The sequence below is a fragment of the Chryseobacterium sp. GW823-FHT05E08 genome (genome assembly GCF_058795655.1).
Genome location: NZ_JBXAHY010000001.1, coordinates 1,265,819 through 1,287,958, shown reverse-complemented (window position 1 = coordinate 1,287,958; position 22,140 = coordinate 1,265,819). Strand labels below are relative to the sequence as shown.

22 protein-coding genes and 1 tRNA gene are annotated in these 22,140 nt (G+C 35.3%); 17 read left to right on the top strand and 6 right to left on the bottom strand.

From position 1 onward, the window contains the following. Positions 1 to 183: 183 nt before the first annotated feature. Complete coding sequence (locus AC1Q7L_RS05935; RefSeq protein WP_066750163.1) at positions 184 to 645, bottom strand: Lrp/AsnC family transcriptional regulator; 462 nt, start codon at positions 643 to 645, stop codon at positions 184 to 186. A 245-nt stretch (positions 646 to 890) separates the two neighbouring features. Here AC1Q7L_RS05935 and AC1Q7L_RS05930 point away from each other — a divergent pair, with 245 nt between their 5' ends. From AC1Q7L_RS05930 to AC1Q7L_RS05915, 4 genes are all read left to right on the top strand, one after another. Beyond that, positions 891 to 1,781, top strand: coding sequence for an aspartate carbamoyltransferase catalytic subunit (locus tag AC1Q7L_RS05930; RefSeq protein WP_410694227.1), 891 nt, complete (start codon positions 891 to 893; stop codon positions 1,779 to 1,781). Between the two features lie 168 nt (positions 1,782 to 1,949). After that, the gene (locus tag AC1Q7L_RS05925; protein ID WP_492306811.1) at positions 1,950 to 3,023 is read left to right on the top strand and encodes a carbamoyl phosphate synthase small subunit; all 1,074 of its coding nucleotides are present in this window, start codon (positions 1,950 to 1,952) and stop codon (positions 3,021 to 3,023) included. A gap of 163 nt (positions 3,024 to 3,186) precedes the next feature. Continuing rightward, positions 3,187 to 6,369: a carbamoyl-phosphate synthase large subunit gene (gene carB, locus AC1Q7L_RS05920; RefSeq protein WP_492306810.1), complete on the top strand. Its 3,183-nt coding sequence runs from the start codon at positions 3,187 to 3,189 to the stop codon at positions 6,367 to 6,369. Between the two features lie 107 nt (positions 6,370 to 6,476). Continuing rightward, a complete protein-coding gene (locus AC1Q7L_RS05915) occupies positions 6,477 to 6,752 on the top strand; it encodes a hypothetical protein (protein ID WP_492306809.1) in 276 nt (91 codons plus the stop codon). 48 nt (positions 6,753 to 6,800) lie between these two features. Here the strand turns inward: AC1Q7L_RS05915 and AC1Q7L_RS05910 are convergent, their stop codons facing one another. The 3 genes from AC1Q7L_RS05910 to AC1Q7L_RS05900 all read right to left on the bottom strand — a co-directional run bounded on the left by AC1Q7L_RS05910 (position 6,801) and on the right by AC1Q7L_RS05900 (position 8,245). Next, on the bottom strand, positions 6,801 to 7,094 hold the full coding sequence (locus tag AC1Q7L_RS05910; protein WP_492306808.1) for a type II toxin-antitoxin system RelE/ParE family toxin: 294 nt from the start codon (positions 7,092 to 7,094) through the stop codon (positions 6,801 to 6,803). Beyond that, positions 7,084 to 7,314 (bottom strand): hypothetical protein, encoded by a 231-nt coding sequence (locus AC1Q7L_RS05905; protein WP_066750146.1) that lies wholly within the window; start codon positions 7,312 to 7,314, stop codon positions 7,084 to 7,086. Before AC1Q7L_RS05905 ends, AC1Q7L_RS05910 begins: the two co-directional genes overlap by 11 nt. 82 nt (positions 7,315 to 7,396) lie before the next feature. Beyond that, entirely contained in the window at positions 7,397 to 8,245 is an 849-nt protein-coding gene (locus AC1Q7L_RS05900; protein ID WP_492306807.1) for a pepsin/retropepsin-like aspartic protease family protein, read from the bottom strand. A 343-nt stretch (positions 8,246 to 8,588) separates the two neighbouring features. Between AC1Q7L_RS05900 and AC1Q7L_RS05895 the strand changes: the two genes are divergently transcribed. The 4 genes from AC1Q7L_RS05895 to AC1Q7L_RS05880 are packed head-to-tail and all read left to right on the top strand — an operon-like array spanning position 8,589 to position 10,623. Then, complete coding sequence (locus tag AC1Q7L_RS05895) at positions 8,589 to 9,101, top strand: methylated-DNA--[protein]-cysteine S-methyltransferase (protein ID WP_492306806.1); 513 nt, start codon at positions 8,589 to 8,591, stop codon at positions 9,099 to 9,101. A 29-nt stretch (positions 9,102 to 9,130) separates the two neighbouring features. Next, the gene (locus tag AC1Q7L_RS05890) at positions 9,131 to 9,736 is read left to right on the top strand and encodes a DUF2911 domain-containing protein (protein ID WP_492306805.1); all 606 of its coding nucleotides are present in this window, start codon (positions 9,131 to 9,133) and stop codon (positions 9,734 to 9,736) included. A 3-nt stretch (positions 9,737 to 9,739) separates the two neighbouring features. Beyond that, on the top strand, positions 9,740 to 10,267 hold the full coding sequence (locus AC1Q7L_RS05885) for a GNAT family N-acetyltransferase (RefSeq protein ID WP_066750141.1): 528 nt from the start codon (positions 9,740 to 9,742) through the stop codon (positions 10,265 to 10,267). Next, positions 10,264 to 10,623, top strand: a complete 360-nt coding sequence (locus tag AC1Q7L_RS05880) for a cupin domain-containing protein (RefSeq protein ID WP_492306804.1) — start codon at positions 10,264 to 10,266, stop codon at positions 10,621 to 10,623. The genes AC1Q7L_RS05885 and AC1Q7L_RS05880 overlap by 4 nt, the downstream gene beginning before the upstream one ends. 206 nt (positions 10,624 to 10,829) lie before the next feature. On the opposite strand, the gene AC1Q7L_RS05875 is transcribed toward AC1Q7L_RS05880, so the two are convergent. Further along, entirely contained in the window at positions 10,830 to 11,573 is a 744-nt protein-coding gene (locus tag AC1Q7L_RS05875) for a dienelactone hydrolase family protein (protein WP_492306803.1), read from the bottom strand. 170 nt (positions 11,574 to 11,743) lie between these two features. Beyond that, positions 11,744 to 12,172, bottom strand: a complete 429-nt coding sequence (locus AC1Q7L_RS05870) for a type I restriction enzyme HsdR N-terminal domain-containing protein (protein ID WP_066750135.1) — start codon at positions 12,170 to 12,172, stop codon at positions 11,744 to 11,746. 9 nt (positions 12,173 to 12,181) lie between these two features. Between AC1Q7L_RS05870 and holA the strand changes: the two genes are divergently transcribed. The 9 genes from holA to AC1Q7L_RS05825 all read left to right on the top strand — a co-directional run bounded on the left by holA (position 12,182) and on the right by AC1Q7L_RS05825 (position 21,970). Continuing rightward, positions 12,182 to 13,219 carry a DNA polymerase III subunit delta gene (gene holA, locus AC1Q7L_RS05865; protein ID WP_492306802.1) on the top strand — a complete coding sequence of 346 codons (1,038 nt, stop codon included), beginning with the start codon at positions 12,182 to 12,184 and terminating at the stop codon, positions 13,217 to 13,219. Between the two features lie 186 nt (positions 13,220 to 13,405). Further along, a complete protein-coding gene (gene trxB, locus AC1Q7L_RS05860; protein ID WP_066750132.1) occupies positions 13,406 to 14,347 on the top strand; it encodes a thioredoxin-disulfide reductase in 942 nt (313 codons plus the stop codon). 34 nt (positions 14,348 to 14,381) lie between these two features. Beyond that, on the top strand, positions 14,382 to 14,768 hold the full coding sequence (gene crcB / locus AC1Q7L_RS05855; RefSeq protein ID WP_492306813.1) for a fluoride efflux transporter CrcB: 387 nt from the start codon (positions 14,382 to 14,384) through the stop codon (positions 14,766 to 14,768). 143 nt (positions 14,769 to 14,911) lie between these two features. Further along, a tRNA-Ser gene (locus AC1Q7L_RS05850) sits at positions 14,912 to 14,996 on the top strand. A 356-nt stretch (positions 14,997 to 15,352) separates the two neighbouring features. Further along, positions 15,353 to 15,922 carry a Crp/Fnr family transcriptional regulator gene (locus AC1Q7L_RS05845; protein WP_492306801.1) on the top strand — a complete coding sequence of 190 codons (570 nt, stop codon included), beginning with the start codon at positions 15,353 to 15,355 and terminating at the stop codon, positions 15,920 to 15,922. 79 nt (positions 15,923 to 16,001) lie between these two features. After that, complete coding sequence (locus AC1Q7L_RS05840; protein WP_492306800.1) at positions 16,002 to 16,865, top strand: SDR family oxidoreductase; 864 nt, start codon at positions 16,002 to 16,004, stop codon at positions 16,863 to 16,865. Between the two features lie 257 nt (positions 16,866 to 17,122). Further along, a complete protein-coding gene (locus AC1Q7L_RS05835; RefSeq protein ID WP_492306799.1) occupies positions 17,123 to 19,624 on the top strand; it encodes a PIG-L family deacetylase in 2,502 nt (833 codons plus the stop codon). Between the two features lie 100 nt (positions 19,625 to 19,724). Beyond that, the gene (locus AC1Q7L_RS05830; protein WP_492306798.1) at positions 19,725 to 21,416 is read left to right on the top strand and encodes a sodium:solute symporter family protein; all 1,692 of its coding nucleotides are present in this window, start codon (positions 19,725 to 19,727) and stop codon (positions 21,414 to 21,416) included. A 35-nt stretch (positions 21,417 to 21,451) separates the two neighbouring features. After that, positions 21,452 to 21,970, top strand: a complete 519-nt coding sequence (locus tag AC1Q7L_RS05825) for a DUF2911 domain-containing protein (protein WP_492306797.1) — start codon at positions 21,452 to 21,454, stop codon at positions 21,968 to 21,970. The last annotated feature ends 170 nt before the right edge of the window (positions 21,971 to 22,140 follow it).

Below are 22,140 nucleotides of genomic sequence, written 5' to 3'. Positions count from 1 at the left end.
CGGTTATTAAACAACAAAAGCCCTATGAAGAAAATTATACAAATAACTTGGTTTTGTCATAGAAATCAGCATGACATCTCTAATACTAACCGTTTTTATTAGCGATTCATTTGTAGCGTTGTCATGCTGAGCGAAGTCGAAGCATCTTTAATTTATTAAGAAAGGTTTGATTTAAATGAAATTTTAGCCTAAATCAATCTTAAACTTAGTAGATTTTTTAACCTCATGAAGCACAATAGAACTATGATATTGTCCAATATTCGGAATGTTTGAAATAATATTGACCGCAAATTCATTATAAGAATTAATGTCCTTTGCAATGATTTTTAGCATATAATCGTATTCGCCAGAAAGACTGATAATTTCCTGAACTTCATCGTGCTGCATGATGTTTTTCTCGAACGTTTCCAAAACTTTTTTGGATTGTTCTTTCAGACGGACATTACAATAAACAACAATATTTAAACCCAATTTTTCGCGGTTCAAGAGACCTACATACTTCTCAATAATTCCCTGTTTCTCTAGCTGTTTGATTCTTTCATAAGTCGGAGTAAAGGTAAGACCAATCTTTTCTGAAATGTCTTTCACAGAATAAGTAGAGTCCTCCTGAATGATGCTGAGAATCATTTTGTCTTTTAAGTCCATAAACAAGGTTTGAGTTTTAACAAAAATAGTATTTAAAAATGGAAAGTAAAGAATGATTAAAGTTTTTTAATTTATTTGAAACTTTGATTTTGTCAGTTTCAAAATTTATAGTATCTTTGCACCTAATGAATAACACAGTATTTATATCATTAGAATTACCGGGCGTAGACGCCCTTTACGATATTTTATTTATAGTAAGCGAAGATATTTTCTTCGCTTTTTTTTTGTAAAAAATTTAAGATATTATGTTTACGATTACAGAACTAAGCACCGAGAGAATCAACAGTATACTGGCTGAAGCGATGGCTTTTGCGAATGGAAAAACTGCCAAAATTGAAGGAGAAGTTTTTTGCTCAAACCTCTTTTTTGAAGACAGTACGAGAACGAAAACAAGTTTTGATATTGCCGAAAGAAAACTAGGATTACAAGTGGTTCCTTTCGATGCATCTCACAGTTCGGTAAACAAAGGAGAAAGTTTGTATGACACGGTAAAAACAATTGAAAGTCTTGGAGTAAACCTTGTCGTGATAAGAGATAAGAAAGACAGATATTTTGATGAGTTAGCAAACATTAAGATTCCTGTTATCAACGGAGGAGACGGAACTGGAAATCACCCTTCACAGTGTATGTTGGATTTGATGACTATTTTCCAGGAATTCGGAAAATTTGAAGGCTTAAAAGTCGGAATCGTAGGAGATGTAAAACACAGCCGAGTTGCCAATTCAAATGCTGAAGCTTTAAGAAGATTAGGTGCAAAAGTTTACTTCTCAGGGCCGGAAGATTGGTTTGATGAGGGAGCTTTAATCAACGGAACATATCTTTCTGTAGATGAAATGATAAAAGATGTTGATGTTTTAATGTTGCTAAGAATCCAACACGAAAGACACGATGCAAAAATGAGTTTCTCTGCTTCAGATTACCACAGAAAATATGGTTTGACGAAAGAAAGAGAAAAAGCGATGAAAAAAGAAGCGATTATCATGCACCCGGCTCCGATTAACAGAGGTGTGGAGATTGATACAGACTTAGTAGAATGCGAACGTTCAAGGGTTTTCAAACAAATGCAGAACGGTGTTTTCGCAAGAATGGCCATTTTAAAAGAAGCCTTAGAAAAAGAAGGACATACTTTTAAATAAAAAAGAGCCAAGTTTAAAGATTAAAGAAAAGTTGGTGAGCCCCGAAAGGGCGAAATATCAATAGCCACGGGTGAAACCCGTGGAAATAAATAGGAAAAAAAATAAATAAAATAACAGAATGCAGAAGTCTGACTTCTAACTTCTAAAATCTAATATCTAATTTAAAAAATGAAGAAAAAGTTAATACTGGAATCCGGTGAAGTGTTTCATGGAGAAGGTTTCGGAACAGAATTGGAGACTGCAGGAGAGGTGGTTTTCAATACTGGAATGACGGGTTATCAAGAATTGATTTCTGATCCATCATATTGCGGTCAGATTGTTTGTATGACTTATCCGCTAATCGGAAACTATGGGATTAATAGGGATGATTATGAGAGTATCGAGCCGGCTATCAAAGGTCTTATTGTAAAAGAAGTTTGTGATTTGCCTTCAAATTTCCGTACTCAGATTACTTTAGATGAATTATTTAAAAAGAAAAACCTTTCGGGAATTTCAGGAATTGATACAAGAAGACTGACAAGAATTCTTCGTAATTCTGGAGTAGTAAAAGGAAAAATTGTAAATGCTGATGCTGACGAAAATGCAGTTGTAGCAGAATTAAAAGGAACAACTTTCCCAACAAATCAGGTAGAAACAGTTTCGACAAAAACTTCTTATGCAAATCCGGGTAGAGGTTTGAAGGTTGTGTTGGTCGATTTTGGATCTAAATTAGGGATTATCAGAGAATTATCTCAAAGAAACTGCGACATCACAGTGGTTTCTCACGATACAACAGCAGAAGAGATTTTATTAATGGATCCGGACGGAATTATGTTGTCAAACGGGCCCGGTGACCCTGAAGACAATCAACAAGCGTTGGAAATGATCCGTGGATTATTAGGAAAAGTTCCAATCTTCGGAATTTGTTTAGGACATCAATTAATAGGATTGGCTTGTGGAGCGAAAACTTTCAAGTTAAAATTCGGTCACAGAGGAGGAAATCACCCAGTTTTAGATTTAGAAAAAAACAAAGTGGCAATTACTTCTCAAAACCACGGTTACGCTGTTGACCAGGAAAGTTTGAAAGAGACAGATTTAATTGAAACACACATCGCATTGAACGACAGAACAAACGAAGGTTTGAAACATAAAATTCACCCTTGTTTCTCAGTTCAGTATCACCCGGAAGCAAGTCCAGGACCAGAAGATGCGAACTACTTGTTTGATGATTTCATCACTTTGATGGAGGATTTTAAAAAGTAAGACACTCAGTTTGTCATTTTGAACGAAGCAAAAGCGAAGTGAAGAATCTCTACAAATAAAATTTGGATTCTTATGAAATGACAATATGTAAAATTAAATCTAACTAAAACAGTGCTAAAAGTCTAACATCTAACTTCTAGCATCTAATATCTTAAATTAGAAAATGGCAAAACGTACAGATATAAAAACAATTTTAGTAATCGGTTCAGGACCTATTATCATTGGTCAGGCAGCAGAATTTGATTACGCAGGAACGCAGGCTTGTCTGTCTTTGAGAGAAGAAGGGTACAAGGTAATTTTGATTAATTCAAACCCTGCAACGATTATGACGGATGTTGAAATTGCTGATAAAGTATATATCGAGCCGATTTCACTTCAGTTTGTAAGTCACATCATCAGGAAAGAGCGTCCGGATGCACTTTTACCAACACTTGGTGGACAAACAGGTCTGAACATGGCGGTAGAATTGGAAAAATCAGGGATTCTTGAAGAATGTAAAGTTGAGGTTCTTGGAACTACACTTTCTGCGATCAACAGAGCGGAAGACAGAGATTTGTTCCGTGAATTGATGAGAGAACTAAATGAACCCGTTCCTGAATCTGACATCGTAACAACGGTTGAAGGAGCATTAAGCTTTGCTGAAGAAATTGGTTATCCTGTGATCGTTCGTCCTGCCTTCACAATGGGTGGAACAGGAGGTGGAATCGCTTCAAATGAAGTCGAATTAAAAGAAATTGCAGAATTAGGTCTAAAATATAGCCCTGTTACACAATGTCTTATCGAAAGATCAATTGCAGGTTTCAAAGAAATTGAATACGAAGTAATGCGTGATGCAAACGACAACGCGATTGTGGTTTGTAACATGGAAAATATAGATCCGGTTGGAGTTCACACAGGTGACTCAATCGTTGTGGCGCCATCTCAGACACTTTCTGACAGAGAGTATCAATTATTGAGAAATGCTTCATTAAAAATCATCAGAGCATTAGGAATCGAAGGAGGATGTAATGTACAGTTGGCTTTAGACCCACATTCATTCGAATATTATATCATCGAAGTTAACCCGAGAGTTTCTCGTTCATCAGCTTTAGCATCAAAAGCGACAGGATATCCGATCGCTAAAATTGCTGCTAAAATCGCAGTTGGATTAACGTTAGACGAAATCATGAATCCGGTTACAGGTAAGACTTACGCTTGTTTCGAGCCGGCTTTGGATTATGTAGTAACTAAATTTCCAAGATTCCCATTCGATAAATTCGAAACGGCGGACAGAAGATTGTCCACTCAGATGAAAGCAACGGGAGAAGTAATGGCAATCGGAAGAAACTTCGAAGAGTCTTTACAGAAAGCAGTTCGTTCTCTGGAAACAGGTTTGAGACATTTAGGTTTAAAAACAAAACAGGCTGCAGCTTTAACAGACGAAGATATCGAAAGAAGAATCAGAGTTTGTGATGACGAAAGATTGTTCATCATTTGTGATGCTTTAAGAAGAGGTTACGACTGGGAACAAATCGTAGAATGGAGCAAAATTGATAAATTCTTCATCTGGAAATTAAAGAAATTAGTTGATTTCGAAAAAACAATCGCTGCTCATAAATTCGACAAAGAAATTTTAATTAAAGCTAAAAAATTAGGATTCTCAGATCAGAATATCGCTCACTTATGGGAGTCTACTCAAAGAGAAGTGTATAACTTTAGAAAAGAAAATGGCGTAATTCCGGTTTACAAAATGGTAGACACTTGTGCTGCTGAGTTTGAAAGCGAAACACCATATTTCTACGGAACTTACGAAGAGGAAAACGAAAGTATCGTTACAGATAAAGAAAAGATCATCGTTTTAGGTTCAGGGCCAATCAGAATCGGGCAGGGAGTTGAGTTTGATTACGCAACGGTTCACTCGGTTTGGGCAATCAAAGAATTGGGTTATGAAGCGATTATCATTAATAATAACCCAGAAACAGTTTCTACAGACTTCTCAATTTCAGATAAATTATACTTCGAACCTTTGACGGAAGAAGATGTAATGAGCATCATCGATCTTGAAAAACCAATGGGAGTTGTGGTTCAGTTCGGAGGTCAGACAGCGATCAACTTAGCTGATAAATTAGCAAGTTACGGAGTAAAAATCCTAGGAACTTCATTGGAAGATCTTGACAGGGCTGAAAACAGAGATAAGTTTGAAAAAGCACTTCAGGAAATGGGGATTCCTCAGCCTTTAGGAAAAACTTCAACTTCAAAAGAAGAAGCAATAAAAATTGCTAACGAAATCGGATATCCGGTGTTAGTTCGTCCAAGCTACGTTTTAGGAGGTAGAGCAATGGAAATTGTTTATACTGAAGCAGAATTAGCTCACTATATGGAGTTTGCAGTAGATGCAAGTCCTGATCAGCCGGTTCTAGTTGACCGTTATATCACAGGAAAAGAAGTTGAAGTAGACGCAATCTGCGACGGTGAAACAGTGGTGATTCCAGGAATTATGGAGCATATCGAAAGAGCCGGAGTTCACTCAGGAGACTCAATCGCAGTTTATCCGCCACAGAATGTTACTCAGGCAGAAATCGATACTTTGGTAGATTACACGCAAAGACTAGCTAAAGGATTGAATGTGATCGGATTAATGAATATCCAATATGTTTTACTTGATGGTAATGTTTACGTGATCGAAGTAAATCCACGTTCGTCAAGAACAGTTCCTTTCTTATCTAAAATCACGGAAGTTCCGATGGCAAATCTTGCTACAAAAGCAATTTTAGGTCAGAAACTGAAAGATTTAGGTTACAAAAACGGATTGGTTCCAAACAAAGAAGGAGTTTATGTAAAAGTTCCTGTGTTTTCTTTCTCTAAATTAACGAAGGTTGATATCTCTCTAGGCCCAGAAATGAAGTCTACAGGAGAGGTTATGGGGAAAGACACAACGTTGGAAAAAGCGCTTTATAAAGGATTGGTTGCAGCAGGAAGAAAAGTTCCGATGCACGGATCTATTTTGTTCACAGTAGCTGATAAACACAAGCAGGAGGCGGCTGATTTGGCAGCAAGATTCCATGAAGTTGGTTTCAGAATCTGGGCAACGGAAGGAACTGCGAAATTCTTTGCAGAACAAGGAATTCCTTGTAAGATCGGATACAAAATCGGAGAGGACAGCGTTAACTTAATTGATCTTATCCAAAAAGGAAAAGTTCAGTATGTTGTCAACACGATGACGAAAGGAAAACAGTCTGAAAGAGACGGTTTCCAGATCAGAAGAATGAGTGTTGAAAACGGTGTACCTTGTTTAACATCAATGGATACGGTTGAAGCAATCCTGAAAGTGATTGAAAGCATGAGTTTCAAAATGGAGACGATGTAATTTCGAAACTAAAATATAAATTTAATCCCTGTAAGTTTTCTTGCGGGGATTTTTGTTTTTAAATGAAGAAAAATGATTAATTTAGATATTCATAAATTAACAATATTGTGAACTTAGAAGAACTTGACAAAGCTCAAATAATTGAGATCATAAAGATTCAACAGGCAAAAAAGAAATATGTCATAACACCAACGAGTATTTTAAAGAATCTCGGTTTTCCTATTATTGAACATTCTTTCATTATTAAAAATAAGTCTGTATTGTTAAATTTAAAGCAAATCTTGAAAGAACTTGATCAAGACGGAATTTTAATTAAGAGAATATCTAAGCAAGATTTTTTAGGAACTAAAGAAATAGGATATGATTATATTTCAGAAAAGTAAAATAACGCTATATTAATAAACTGTAAATCATGAAGAATCTCTAGATTATCATGGATATTTTTCAGGACTTTGAGAAGTATGAAAAACTCTTGCTACAACAATTGTTAGATTTTCTCTATCAACAATGTAAAAAATTAGAAAAGGATATTTTTTCATTGGTTTGCCATGGAAATCATCAAACCAAATTTTGAAAAATGGATTTTTAGAAATTATTTTCAATGAAGATTTAAATTCTTTGAAAAATTGATCAGCAACTTTTTTATTTACTTTGGTCTTATAATAGAGATAAGAATGTTCTATATCAATTTTTGCTTCATCCGAAATAATGATCTTATATCCCATATTTTGAACTCATTTCATTGAGAAAAGTATCAATTTCGGTGTGCTGATTATAAGACCTTTGCTTAATTTTTTTTAGACTTTCTTTTTGTTCTTCGGAAAGTTTAAATTCACTGCTTTTATCCTCTAAAATACCTTCAATATAGCCTAAAACCCTTTCTAAAGTGCTTTCGGGAGCATCTTTCAGTATTTCATTAATGTTTTTTAAAGTAACAGATTCCATCTCTTTTGTTTTAAACAAATTTATAAATATTTATTGTTTTTTTATATGAGTAAGATTACAATTTATTTCAAGACAAAAGAAATTATTTAATCTTGTAATAAGGCTCAGAAAAATACTTACTAGGTTTAAAATAAGCTGTTTTCCTTTCTGCATCAAAAATCCAGTTAAATCTTCTCAGCAAATCGGCTCCGAAATAATTTGTTTTTTGAGTTTTAAGATCACCCGCAAAAAATCCTGCCGAAACATTTTTCAATACAATGTTTCCTAACTTTAAAAAGGGCAAAATTCCCTGTTTGGTCACGATGCTTTTTCCTGCAGAATTTTTTAATGTTTTTTCGCCTGTTACGGTTAATTTTTTGTCTAATTCTTTTCCGTCTGCAAGCTCATTGCTGTAAAGAATTCCGCCTGAATAACCGGATTGTAAAAGAAAATAAACTTCTTCTTGCTTCCCGCCAATAACGTTATCTGCAACAATATAAAACTGTCCGTTTTCAGAAAGTAAAGGTGTTGATTCGTAGCCTTTCAAATCAGGCATTTTATCATAAATAAGAAACTGATTGTTATCATAATCAATTGTAAAAGCTTTTCCTTTGAAAATTCCTGTTCCAATTTTTCCATCGGCTTCATGACCAGTCAATTCATTATCAAAAAATTGGATATTTTTCTTGGTTAATTTTCCGATTTTTACGGTATTATTTTCACTGATTTCATCTTTAAAAACAATATGATCGGCTTTTCTTTTGCGTTCAGGAGAGATCGAAGCATCTTCCATAGCGATTTGAAACATCAGATCCAGAGAATCTTTATCGTTCACCAAAGTTTTTACAATGATATTGTTATGTTTTGTTATTCTAAACGGAATTTTTTCCTGAGCTTTTACAAGTAAAAAACTGATGAAAAGAAGAACGAGAAAACTTGCTTTTTTGAACATAGATGATTTAAATATGAGTTGATGTTTTAAAGGAAGTAAATTACCTTTTATTTTTGAAATTTAAGAACCTGATTAAACTTTTTATTTTAACCACAAAAGATAACCACATTAATATTTTAAGGTACCAATAAACCGCAAATAAGACCACATTAGCTTTAAAAATCTTTGATTTTTATTTTTTTGAGAGCTTTTGTTTTCAAAACAGCTAAATTATAGATCATTCAATCATGGCTTTTGTCTCTTTTGTGGTTAAAATAAAAAGTTTAAACAAGTTTTAAAACAAAAAATTATAGATTCAAAATAAACAAATAAGAAATGCCAGAATTTTATTAATTTTAATTCGATGAAAAATATATATCGCAAAATAATAGAAACACCTCTTGGCGAAATGTATGCCTGTGCTGTTGACGGTGGAATTTGCTTGCTAGAATTTACGGATGGAAAAAATTTAGATAAAAAGTTTAAATCTTTAACTAAGGTTTTAAATGCCGAAATTGTAGAAGGAGATCATCACCATTTCAATCAATTAGAAGAAGAGTTGAAAGAATATTTTGAAGGGAAAAGAGAAAAATTTGAAATTCCTTTATTCACAACAGGAACCGAATTTCAGACAAAAGTTTGGAGACTGTTAACAGAAATTCCTTTCGGCGAAATGAGAACCTACAAACAACAATCTGAATTTTTAGGAAATGTAAAAGCAATTCGCGCCGTAGGAACTGCCAACGGAATCAATAAAATAGCCATTTTAATTCCTTGTCACCGAGTGATTGGCTCAAACGGCGAACTGGTAGGATACGCAGGAGGAATCTGGAGAAAACAAAAATTATTAGAATTAGAGAAGGCTATTTTGTTTTGATTTTCGTATTTTTAAACAAAAATTTACACGTGAAAAAGTTACTATTTGCACTTTGCATATCAGCTTCAGCTTTCAGTTTTGCACAAGACTACTCGGTACCGGCAGCAAGTCCGCGTCAGCAGGTAGAGCAACAATTCTCAATGTCTAAAATCACCATCGACTACGGAAGACCGGGAGTGAAAGGACGTAAGATCTTTGGAGAATTGGTTCCTTACGGACAAGTTTGGAGAGCGGGAGCAAACTCTTCTACAAAAATCACATTCGGACAGTCGGTTAACTTTGGAGGAAAAATCGTTCCTGCAGGAACTTATGGATTGTTCATCGTTCCGACAGAAAAAGAATGGAAAGTGATCTTAAACAAAGATTTCCAACAATGGGGTGCTTATACTTATGACGCAAAACAGGATGTTGTAGATGTTACAGTACCTGTTAATAAATTGGCAGACAAACAAGAGTGGTTTGAAATTACATTAAATCCAACGGATGAAAATTCTGGGAATTTAGTGATCAAATGGGATCTTGCTCAGGCAGAAGTTGCTTTAAAACCAGCAAAACCAGACGCAGTAACCAAAATTGCTGAAAAGCTGAAAGAAATCAAGAAAATTGAATCAGACGCTGCAAAAACAAAAAGCTAAGAGATGGATTTTTCTATTCAACCTATTTTAGAAAATCAAGAATATCAATTAATCCCCTTACAGCAAGGGGATTTTGAATCTTTATACGAAGTGGCTTCTGATCCTAAAGTTTGGGAACAGCATCCCAATAAAGATCGTTATCAGAGAGAAGTTTTTGAAAACTTTTTCAAAGGTGCGATAGAAAGCAAAGGTGCTTTTAAAATTATAGATAAAAGTTCTGGAGATGTTTTGGGAAGTACCCGTTATTATGATTTTGATGAAAATAAAAATGGCATTTTTGTTGGATATACTTTTTACGGGACAAAATCTTGGGGAAAAGGAATCAATCCGAAGATCAAAAAATTAATGCTGGATTATATTTTCCAGTTTGTGGACAAAGTGTTTTTCCATATTGGTAAAGAGAATTTCCGTTCGCAGATTGCTTTGGGAAGACTTGGAGGCGAAAAGATTGCGGAAGAGGAAGTTGCCTATTTCGGAGAACCTACGAGAACTAATTTTGTTTATGAAATTAAAAAAGAAAATTGGTCATGAAAAAATTTAAAATCCAAAAATCACCCTTTGTAGTTCCGACCACAGACGGGAAATTAATTGAAGAACATTGGGGAAATTCTACCCAGAATTCAAATATTTCAATTGCTCATATGGTTGCTCCGCCGGATTGGAGTGAACCGCATCAGACTCCTCAATTTGACGAATTTACCGTAATTATTTCAGGTAAAAAACAATTTGAAATCGATGGCGAAATTGTTATCCTCGAAAAAGGACAAAGCATTTTAGTAGAAAAAGGAGCGAGAGTACGTTACAGCAATCCGTTTTCTGAACCTTGCGAATATGTTGCCATTTGTCTTCCTGCTTTTGCAATGGATTTGGTGAACAGGGAAGAGTAGTGTGTTTGAGGGTGGTAGGGCTTTAGAATAAGAGTGTTTTAGAGTTTGAGTATAAAACATTCTCGTTGTTATTCAATCTACACAATATTTTATAAAAATGCTTCGACTACACCCAGCATGACATTTCTAATATTAACAGTTTATTTAGCGTTAATTTTTTAGCGATGTCATGCTGGGTGTAGTCGAAGCATTTTTATATTTAAAATTTATTTCAAAATCTCCTTCAAAAACATCAACGTATGATTCCAAGCTCTTTTGGCCATTACTTCATTGTAATCAGGTGACTTTGGATCTGTAAAAGTATGTTTTGAGTGCGCATAAGTGATGATTTGCCAATCCGCATTGCCGTCATTCATTTCTTTAACCAAATTATTGTAATCTTCTGGAGTTACACCTTTATCATCCGCAGGATTTTCAACTAAAATTTTAGTGGAAATTGCTCCATTTTTTCTGGTTTGATCTTTTCCAATACTTCCGTGAATAGAAACCACTCCCACAACAGGCAGACTTCCTCTGGCAGATTCCAAAGCTCCCGTTCCACCAAAGCAATAACCGATCACAGCAATTTTATTTGAAATTGCTCCGTTTTTCTTCAATTGTTCTAAAGCCAAGGAAATTCTTTTCTGGTAAGCTTCGTAATTTTGTTTGTAATATCCCGCTGTTTTCCCCGCAGCCGTATTGTCTGCCGGAATATTTCCTTCACCGTAAATGTCAGCTACAAAAGCAATATAGCCTTGTTTTTCTAATTCAGCAGCGGTAGTTTTTGCTTCATTATCAATGCCTTTCCAAGCTGGAAGAATTAGAACTCCGGGAAGTTTTTTACCCGCATTGGAAGTTACCAAACCATTCAGTTTTTGCGCACCATCCTGATATGAAACTGTTTTGAGATTTTGACTAAAAACTATTCCTGAAGCCATTAGAGAGGCTGTTAATAATATTGAACGTATCATATTTTGTAATTTAATTATTTAATACAAATTGTACTAATATTTTCACAAATATCACTATTATAATTTGTGTTTTTAGTGCTAAAAATTCGTGATATTAGTGTTTGAAAAGAAACTTCATCTAAATTAATAAAAATAACTTACAACATCGATTAATAGAGTGTTATAAAATATTAAGCTTTATAAAACTGATACTCGCCGTTTTCATAATACGCATTAATGTGTTGCAAACCATTCGTCAAAACAATTTCTGTTGCTCCGATAATGGAGTTGTATCTTGCGGTTTGTTCAAATGTTTTTTCCGTTAATTTAATAGATGGAGCCTTGCATTCAATTAAAATTTTAGGCTGTGCTTTTTCAGTAACTAAAAGGTCAATTCTTTTGGTTAAACCGTTTAAAACGATCTTTTTTTCAGTAATTAAAGCCGATACAGAATAGGATTTTACGGTGAGATAATAATGTATCCAATGCTGACGTACCCATTCTTCGGGGGTGAGCAAAAGGTAAGTTTTACGAACGACATCATAAATAAAAAACTTATCTTTGTCTTTCTTGAATTTAAAATCAAAAGTTTCCTGAAAATTCAGTTTTGGGAGTTCCATTATAGTAAGATGAAAGAATTAGATTTAATCCTCAAAAATATTAAAAATAAAGAAGTTTTACCTATTTATTTTTTCCACGGAGATGAACCTTATTTTATTGATTTAGCGGTAAAAGCTCTTGAACACGACTTTTTGGAAGAAGATGAAAAGGCTTTCAACCAAACGGTTACTTACGGAAAAGATACTACTTATCAGGAAATTCTTTCGTTGGCCAGACAGTTTCCGATGATGGGAGACAAGCAGGTAATTATCGTAAAAGAAGCACAGGATCTTAAGTTAAATGAAGAAGAGGGAAGAGCTTTAGAAGCCTATGTTGAAAATCCTGTTCTGTCAACGGTTTTGGTTTTTGCTCATAAGCACAAGAAGTTAGACAGTCGAAAAAAGGTTACGAAAGCTTTAGATAAAGCAAAAGCACTTTTTCTGAGTGAATCTATCAGGGAAAATAATCTCCCAAAATGGATCGCCGATGAATGTCTTAAATTAAAAATAAAAACAGCCCCCAATATTTCTCAACTTTTGGCAGAATACCTTGGAAATGATCTTTCCAGAATTGCCAATGAATTAAATAAATTAAAAATAATCCTTAAAGAAGGAGAAGTTCTTGACGGAACAATTATTGAAAACCACATCGGAATCAGTAAAGAATACAATGTCTTTGAATTACAGAAAGCTTTAGGAACAAAAAATGCCAATGCAGCTTTTAAAATTGCTCATTTTATGGGTAAAAATCCTAAAAATAATCCTTTTGTAATGATGTTGGCCAATTTGTACAGCTACTTTTCTAATGTTATTATTTACAATACAATGGCTGGTCAGCCGCCACAGGTTATTGCTTCACAAATGGGAATTAATCCTTATTTTGTTAAAGATTACGCCGAAAGTGCAAGGTTATATCCTTTAAAACATGCTACAAGAGTGATCTCAATTTTGAGAGAATTTGATATGAAAGGAAAAGGACTTGGAGCTGTAAATATGAGCGAGGCGGAATTGATCAAAGAATTGGTTTACAAGATTATCAATGTTGATAAGATTAAGATGAAAGTTTGATTTTGTTGCTTGTTGTTAGTTTTCAGTTGATGGATATTAAAATCTATTAACCAAAAACGATCAACCATCAACTATCGAAATTCGACATATTAAATATTGACAAGTATCATTAAAATAACTTTAATTAAATATTAAAAATTCCGAAATTAGCAGTCGGAAATTTTTAAATCTTTTGAAAAGCAAATTATGGAGCAAAACATTTTAGATTGTGTGATCGTTGGATCTGGACCTTCTGGTTTCACAGCGGCAATTTATGCAGCAAGAGCAGACTTAAAACCTGAATTATACACAGGTTTGGAGCCGGGCGGACAATTAACGACAACCACAGAAGTTGATAACTTTCCAGGATATCCGGCAGGGATTACAGGTCCGGAAATGATGATGGATTTGCAAAAACAAGCTGAAAGATTTGATACTAAAGTTCATTACGAAATGATCACTAAAGTTGAATTTTCTAAAGAAGTTGGAGGAGTTCATAAATTATATGCCGGAACCAAAGAGATTTTTGCTAAAACAGTAATTATTTCAACAGGGGCTACAGCGAAATACTTAGGTCTTGATGACGAGAAAAAATACAATGGAGGAGGAGTTTCTGCATGTGCTACGTGTGACGGATTTTTCTACAGAGGAAAAGATGTTGTGGTAGTAGGAGCGGGAGATACAGCAGCTGAAGAAGCGACTTACCTTGCCAAATTGGTAAATAAAGTTACGATGTTGGTGAGAAAAGGGGAGTTCAGAGCGTCAAAAGCAATGATTCACAGAGTTCAGAATACACCAAATATTGAAGTAAAGTTTTTCCACGAATTGATTGGTATTGAAGGTGAAAATAACTTGGTAGAAAGAGCGGTTGCCATCAATAACCAAACTCAAGAAAAATCTACAGTTGATGTTCACGGAATTTTTATCGCGATCGGTCACAAACCAAATACAGATATTTTTGCAGGACAAATAGATCTTGATGAAAATGGATATATAGTAACTGAAAAAGGGTCTACAAGAACCAATCTTCCTGGAGTATTTGCTGCCGGAGATGTTCAGGATCATATCTACAGACAAGCGATTACAGCTGCTGGAAGCGGATGTATGTCTGCGATGGATGCTGAAAAATATTTGGCTGAATTACATTAATAGTTAATTTTAAAATATAAAACGCACCTTTTTGGTGCGTTTGTTTTTTACGATGAGAAATCTTTTCTACATATTTATAGGTGGTGGTTTAGGGAGTATGTTGAGATATTTGATATCCAACTATACTCAAAAACTTTGGAATATAAATTCATTTCCGATGGGCACTTTTTTGGTCAATATCACAGGTTGCCTTCTTATTGGTTTCCTGACTTCTTATTTTGTGAAGAATGACAACTCGTTAAAGTTTCTTTTAATTACGGGACTTTGCGGAGGATACACTACTTTTTCTACTTTCTCTGTAGAAAATTTCTCTTTGTGGCAAAATCAACAGTACGGAATCTTATCTTTATATGTTTTATTAAGTCTGATTTTAGGATTTGGAGCTGTAATTTTTGGGATGAAAATTCAAACTTCACTGTAATAGTCGATGTTTACGAAAAATAATTAAGTTGATTTCTAGGTGATTATTGTTTTTTGAATGAAATTCTTTCGAAAATGTTTTGACAGAATTGAAAAACTTTCTATATTTGCACCACTGAAAACAACGATACAATCGGAGTTTAAGGAGAGATGGCAGAGTGGTCGATTGCGATAGTCTTGAAAACTATTGACTGTAACAGGTCCGGGGGTTCGAATCCCTCTCTCTCCGCAACTATTAAATTAAAATAGTATAAAATGCTGTAAAATATATGTTTTACAGCATTTTTTGTTTTGCGCTCGTATCAAAGAAAATCAAAAAAGGCCATATTAAAAGTGACCTATCGTGAAAATATCAAAATAGGTCACTGAAATCTCTGGAAACTCGACCAATAAATAAGGAGTCTAACAATTATACATCTTGCAAATTATCTTCAAACACTTTTATTGATAGAATTTCTTTTAGTTTATGATATTGTAAACTTTATAGCAATTCAAAAGCAGAGATTAAATGATCTGATTTAATCCAAAGAATTTTTTTTACCATATGGTAAATATGTTTTACTCAATAAATCCGAAATTTGTGCAATGGAAGAATTTGTCAATTACATATTACAGTTCGGTAATCTGAACAGTCAGCAGATCGAACTGATATTGAGCAAGGCCGAAACAATGAAGCTTCGCAAGGATGAATATTTTTCTGAGGCCGGCAAAATTCCCCGATATGTTGGATTTCTTCTAAAAGGAGTAACCCGATTCTGTTATTACAACAATAAAAGCGAAGAGATTACGCATTCTTTTGTTGATGAAAATAATTTCGTCTCGGATCAGCAAAAATTTGAGGCGCAAATGGTTGCTTCGGAATATATTCAGGCTATAACAGATTGCGAGCTGCTTGTCTTTTCAAAAAAGAATTGGGATGAGATTGGAAATACCATCGTCGGCTGGAAAGATATAGAGAATCTTATCGTCAAAAACTGTCTGATGAAAGCTTTAGAAAGGAGGAGCCCGCTGGTATCTGAGGATGCTACAACACGCTATTTATCGTTTATTAATCAATTTCCGGGGCTTGTCAACCGTGTTCCGCTTTCGCATGTGGCCTCTTATCTAGGAATTACCCAACAATCTCTCAGTAGAATTAGAAAAAATATTCGTTAAATGTTGCTTTTTACCAAATGGTAAATGTTTTTGACCTGAGTTGATCAACCTTTGCATTAATCATTTAAAAAATAAAAAGATGAGCAAAAAAATAGTATTGATTACAGGTACAAATAGTGGTTTTGGTTGGCTGGCTGCACACAGCGTCGCAGCATTAGGTCATAAGGTTTACGCAACAATGAGAGATACCGAGGGCAAAAATGCAGATAAAGCAAAAGCACTCTCAGCAGTTGAAAACATAACTGTTTTAGACGTTACACTTACTGATGACAAAAGCGTAAATCAAGCTATAGAAACTATTATTGCTAAAGAAGGTTCTATCGATGTACTCGTAAATAACGCAGGATTTTCAATGCATGGCGTGGCTGAAAGCTTTACAACTGCTGATGTTCAGGCAATGTTCGATGTGAATGTTTTTGCGCCTTGGAGATTCATTAAACAGGTGTTGCCGGCCATGCGTAAACAGGAGGATGGGTTGATCATTAATGTGACCAGTGGATTTGGAAGGGTTTCTTTTCCTTTTGCAACAGTGTATGCAGCGTCGAAGTTTGGTCTGGAAGGACTGAGCGAAGGTTTACATTACGAAGTGAAACGTCTGGGAATAGATGTTGCCATTCTGGAACCGGGAGCTTTTCCAACTGAAATGTCGCAAAAAACAACTTATGCTTCAGATCAGGCTGTATTTGAAGGATATGGCGCCATTGCAGATATTCCTAATAAAATGATGGCTGCACTTGGCGGACTTATTCAGAGTCATCAAACCAATCCTCAGGATGTTGCAGATGCCATTGTAAAACTTATTGCTACCGAAAAAGGCAAAAGACCTCTGAGAACCGTTGTTGATCCTATAACAGGAGAATATATTAATGCCGCCAATGAAGCCGTTGCAGAACAGTTTGGTAAAGGTTTAACCGTGTTCGGAATGGGTGAATTATTAGACTAATCCTTGGACGGATAAATATAATCGATCAACTTTAAAAAAGGCGCTACTTAAATGTTAGCGTCTTTTGTCTTTAATTTTAAATATTAAAAACAATCAAAATTAATATAGTTGATACTAATTTCGTTTGATGATCTTATACCTTAACATAAAGATTTTAAGAAGAATACAATAGAATATTCAGAGTTGCTGATTGCTTTTTCCTTTTAATATCGAAATAAAACCGATTTACTTATATTTGCCCCGCAAATCAAATTCATATGTTCAAAAAAGTAAGCACTGTATTTATTCTTGGCTTGTATACGGTTTTTTCGGCTCAACAAGTTCGGCCATCTAAATCATCTGAAATTTACCGCGAACTCAAAACACTGAAACACCTGCCTAAAGTTTTATACCTTGCGGCTCATCCCGATGATGAAAATACGGGGTTACTCTCCTGGTTAATCAACGACCAAAATGTAGAGACGGGCTATTTGTCTTTAACCAGAGGTGATGGTGGTCAGAATTTATTAGGCACAGAACAAGGTGCTGCATTGGGTTTAATCAGAACGCATGAGCTTTTGGAGGCAAGAAAATTAGACGGCGCCCAACAGTTTTTTACCCGTGCGATTGATTTCGGGTTCTCTAAAAATACGACTGATACCTTTAAACAATGGGATGAAAATAGTATTATAACTGATGTAGTTTGGGTAATCCGAAAATTCCGTCCTGATGTTATTATTTGTCGTTTTCCGCCTACTGCTGCGGCAGGACACGGACAACATGCGGCTTCGGCTGTGGTTGCGGAAAAAGCTTTTAAGCTGGCAGGAGATAAAAATGCTTTCCCAGATCAACTAAAATATGTTAATGTATGGCAGCCAAAACGCGTACTTTGGAATACTTTCAGATTTGGTAAAAACAATACGACTGCAGAAAATCAACTGAAAGTCACGGTTGGGCAATATGATGCACAATTGGGAATGGGCTATGGTGAATTGGCAGGATTAAGCAGAAGTTTGCATAAAAGCCAGGGTGCGGGAACACAATCCGTAGCCGGGATTAAAACTGAATATTTTTCTAATGTTATCGGCGAGCCTGCAAAAACAACACTTTTTGATGGAATAACTAAAACCTGGACTTCACAAGGAAACGCTGATATTGATCAATCATTAAATAAAATTATTTCCGCTTTCAATTTCAACGAGCCAGACCGTAGTTTGCCAGCTTTGCTTGTTTTACGAAAAAAGGTTGCTGCTCTTAAAGATGTAGACCTAAAAAGCGATAAACTTAAATCTCTCGACAACATAATTCTAAGCTGTGCCGGATTTATGGGCGAAGCTGTTACCAATCAGGCTGAAGCTGTTGCCGGAGATCATTATAATTTCAGATTAAATATGATTTCAAGGGCTGAAAATTCAGTCGTTTTAGAAGATGTAAAATGGTTAAGTCAGTCAGAAAATTTCAATAGAAAACTGTCAAAAGATTCTTTAATTACCATTCAGCACGACATTCAGATTCCTGCAGATGCATCACTCACAGAACCTTACTGGTTGGCAAAACAAGCCAAAGACGCGGCCACTTTCTCTGTTCCAAATGATACTTTAATCGGTTTGCCTGAGGCAGAATCACCACTGAATGTTTTGCTTGGTTTAAAAATCGGTTCGGAAAAGTTTCAGGTTAAACTTCCTTTATCTTTCAAGAAATTAGACCCGGTGCGTGGTGATGTAGTTGAAGCCTTGCGTATTGTTCCTGCATTGGAACTGAAATTTACACAACCGCTTTATTTAGTTAAAGAAAATGAAGATTTGCATTTGAATTTAAATTTTAAGGTTAATTCAAATAAACAGTTTAATAATGGAAAAATAAACTTGTTATATAATGGAGAACGATTAGGTGGAGGAGATTTAAAATCACTTAATGGAAAAGATTTTTCTGTTGATTATGTTATTCCAAAAACTAAACTTGCTTCAATAAAATCAAATCAGTTACAATTGGATGCCAATTTTGTTGCAGATGGAGTCACTTATAACAAAAAACAGGTATTAATTCAATACCCTCATTTGCCTTCCTTACAGTATTTTACACCTGCCAATGTAGTTGTAATGAAAGGTGATATTCAGTCTAAGGTTAAAAAGGTGGGTTATGTACAAGGTGCAAGAGATTTCATTCCAGAGTTTTTACGTATTGCAGGAATTCAGGTAGATGTTTTGAAAGACGAAGATTTTTATGGCAACTTAGATCAATCCAACGGAAACATTAATCAAAACAAGCTGTCACAGTATGACGCTATCGTACTTGGTGTTCGTGCCAATAATACGGAGAAAAAACTGGGTCGCTGGATGCCTTTTTTATGGTCTTATGTAAAAGCCGGAGGTAATTTGGTGATGCAGTATAACACGAATCAGGATACGACCGTTAACCAATTGGGAATGTACAATTTTACTATTGCTAATAAGCGGGTTACTGAAGAAAATGCTGAGGTTAAATTTTTAAATCCAAATCATAAATTACTGAACTTTCCGAACAAAATTACTGCGGATGATTTTAAAGGTTGGGTACAGGAGCGTGGTGCCTATTTCCCCGAAAAATGGGATGCAGCGTATGAACCGCTGTTTGAAATGCACGATACTGGAGAAGAACCTTTGCAGGGATCAACTTTATATGCCAAATATGGGAAGGGTAATTTTATTTATACACCGTTGGCATTTTTCAGACAATTACCTGCGGGAAATGTTGGTGCGGCAAGATTATTTTTAAACTTTTTATCTGCACAGAAAAACTAATGAACAAGCAACTTAAAAATTGGAATACCTGGTACATACTATTAGCAGCTGCATTAGTAGTTCAGATCGCATTTTATTATTTCTTCACTAAATTCTGGGCATGAGTACGATAGATTGGACAGTTCTTATTGTTACACTGGTTGCAGTGGTGGTTTACGGCGTATTCATCGGTCGTGGCCAAAAAAGCAACGAATCCTACCTGAAAGCGGATAATAAAATGCCCTGGTACATTGTGTTGATAGGTATTATGGCGACTCAGGCAAGTGCGATTACATTTCTTTCGGCTCCGGGTCAGGCTTATACAGATGGGATGCGTTTCGTGCAGTATTACTTTGGTCTGCCTTTGGCGATGATTGTGATCTGTATCACTTTCATCCCAATTTTTCAACGCTTAAATGTGTACACCGCCTATGAATATTTAGAAAACCGTTTTGATAAAAAAACAAGGGTACTCACTTCATTGCTTTTTCTTTTTTCCAGAGGTTTATCAACGGGAATCAGCATTTATGCTCCGAGTATCATCTTATCAAGCGTTTTAAACTGGAATATTTACTTAACGAATGTTTTGACAGGTGGTATTTTGTTGATTTATACCTATGTTGGAGGAGCAAAAGCGATCGCTCACACCCAAAAATTACAGTTTCTCATTATTCTGGGAACAATGGCTTTTGCAGGGTATTTACTTATTCAAAATATGCCGAATGGAATTGGTTTTAATGATGCACTTTATCTCGCTGGGAAATCCGGAAAGCTCAATGTAATCACCACAGAATTCGACTGGAAAGATAAATACAATATCTGGAGCGGATTGATTGGCGGTTTTTTTCTGGCATTGTCTTACTTTGGGACTGACCAGAGTCAGGTTGGGAGGTATATTACTGCGAAAGACAATACCAATGCGAAAATGGGCTTGCTGTTGAACGGATTGGTTAAAATTCCGATGCAGTTTGCTATTCTTCTGATTGGTGCTTTGCTTTTCGCTTTCTTTTCTCTAAAACCAGCTCCGATTTATTTTAACGAACGCTCTTACCAACATTTAAAGGAAACAAAACCTGAACAGGCTGCGGTTTTTGAAAAAGAGCATCGGGATTTACAAATTAAATTTAATGCAGAATCGAAAGAAATTTTAAAGTTAAAAGAGAATAATTCTCCACAACTTAACAAAACAATTCACGATTTTAAAAGCACACAGACCCAGGTAAAAGAGCTTCACGGCAGGGTAGAGGAAGCGATCAATCATTCAAACTATAATGCCGAGAAAACGGATACGAATTACATTTTCCTGTATTTTGTAAAAAATACTTTGCCTGTAGGAATGATCGGTTTACTGTTTGCCGTTATTTTTCTGGCCAGCTGGGGTTCAATTTCAGCAGCGCTGAATTCCCTTGCCGCCTGCTCCTTAAAAGATGTTCATTTGATATTTAAAAAAGAAACTCTTGACGATGCCACTGAGTTGAGGTACAGTCGCCTGCATACTTTAGCTTGGGGTGTTTTCTCAATCGGTGTCGCGATGTTTGCCACTCAAATGGGTTCCCTTATTGAAGCCGTTAATGTATTAGGATCTCTTTTCTACGGTCCGATATTGGGGATTTTTCTGGTCGCATTTTACTATAAAAAAATCACTGGTTCGAATGTATTTATTGCTGCCATTTTATCGGAAATTGCGGTTATTGCCGTTTATCAGTTTGATATCGTTTCTTTCCTTTGGCTTAACGTAATAGGGGTAGCTGCAGTCATTATATTTTCTGCAATCGGATTACTGTTTTATAAGCCGAAAGCCGTAAATTCGTAAACGAACAATAATAAAAACAAATAAATAAAAATAGTATGAAAACAATGATTAAATCTGCTACTGTACTTTTTGCTGCAATGACGGTTTCAGTGAATGCCTTTGCACAGGATACTAAAAAGCCTGCCAGTCCTGCAGCTACTGCAACGGGAAAAATTAAAGATGCAACCGTTACAATAGCTTATAGCAGCCCATCCGTTAAGGAACGTAAAATCTGGGGTGATTTAGTAGCTTATGATAAAGTCTGGCGTGCAGGTGCTAATGAAGCCACTACTTTCGAGACCAGCAAGGATATTACCGTTCAGGGTAAAAAACTTCCTGCAGGTAAATATAGCTTTTTCTTAATTCCTAAAGAAAGCGGAACTTGGACTGCAGTTTTCAACAAAGAGTCAAAACAATGGGGTGCTTATAAATACGAAGAAGCTAAAGATGCTTTACGTGTTGATGTAAAAACAAAAGCTTTACCAGCAAAACAGGAAACCTTAGTTTATAAAGTAAACAATAATGGATTCACAATGGATTGGGATAAAATCTCAGTTCCTGTAGAGATAAAATAAATTTAAATATAAGAAATTAAAATCCCGTTAATTCGGGATTTTTTTTGTTTAAAATTTTGATATTGTATTAAATATTACTGTAAACGCCAGTGATTTTGACAAACGTTTATACAGACAGTTTTATCGATGATTTAATTTGCTTAAACCAAATTAAGTATATATTACAAACT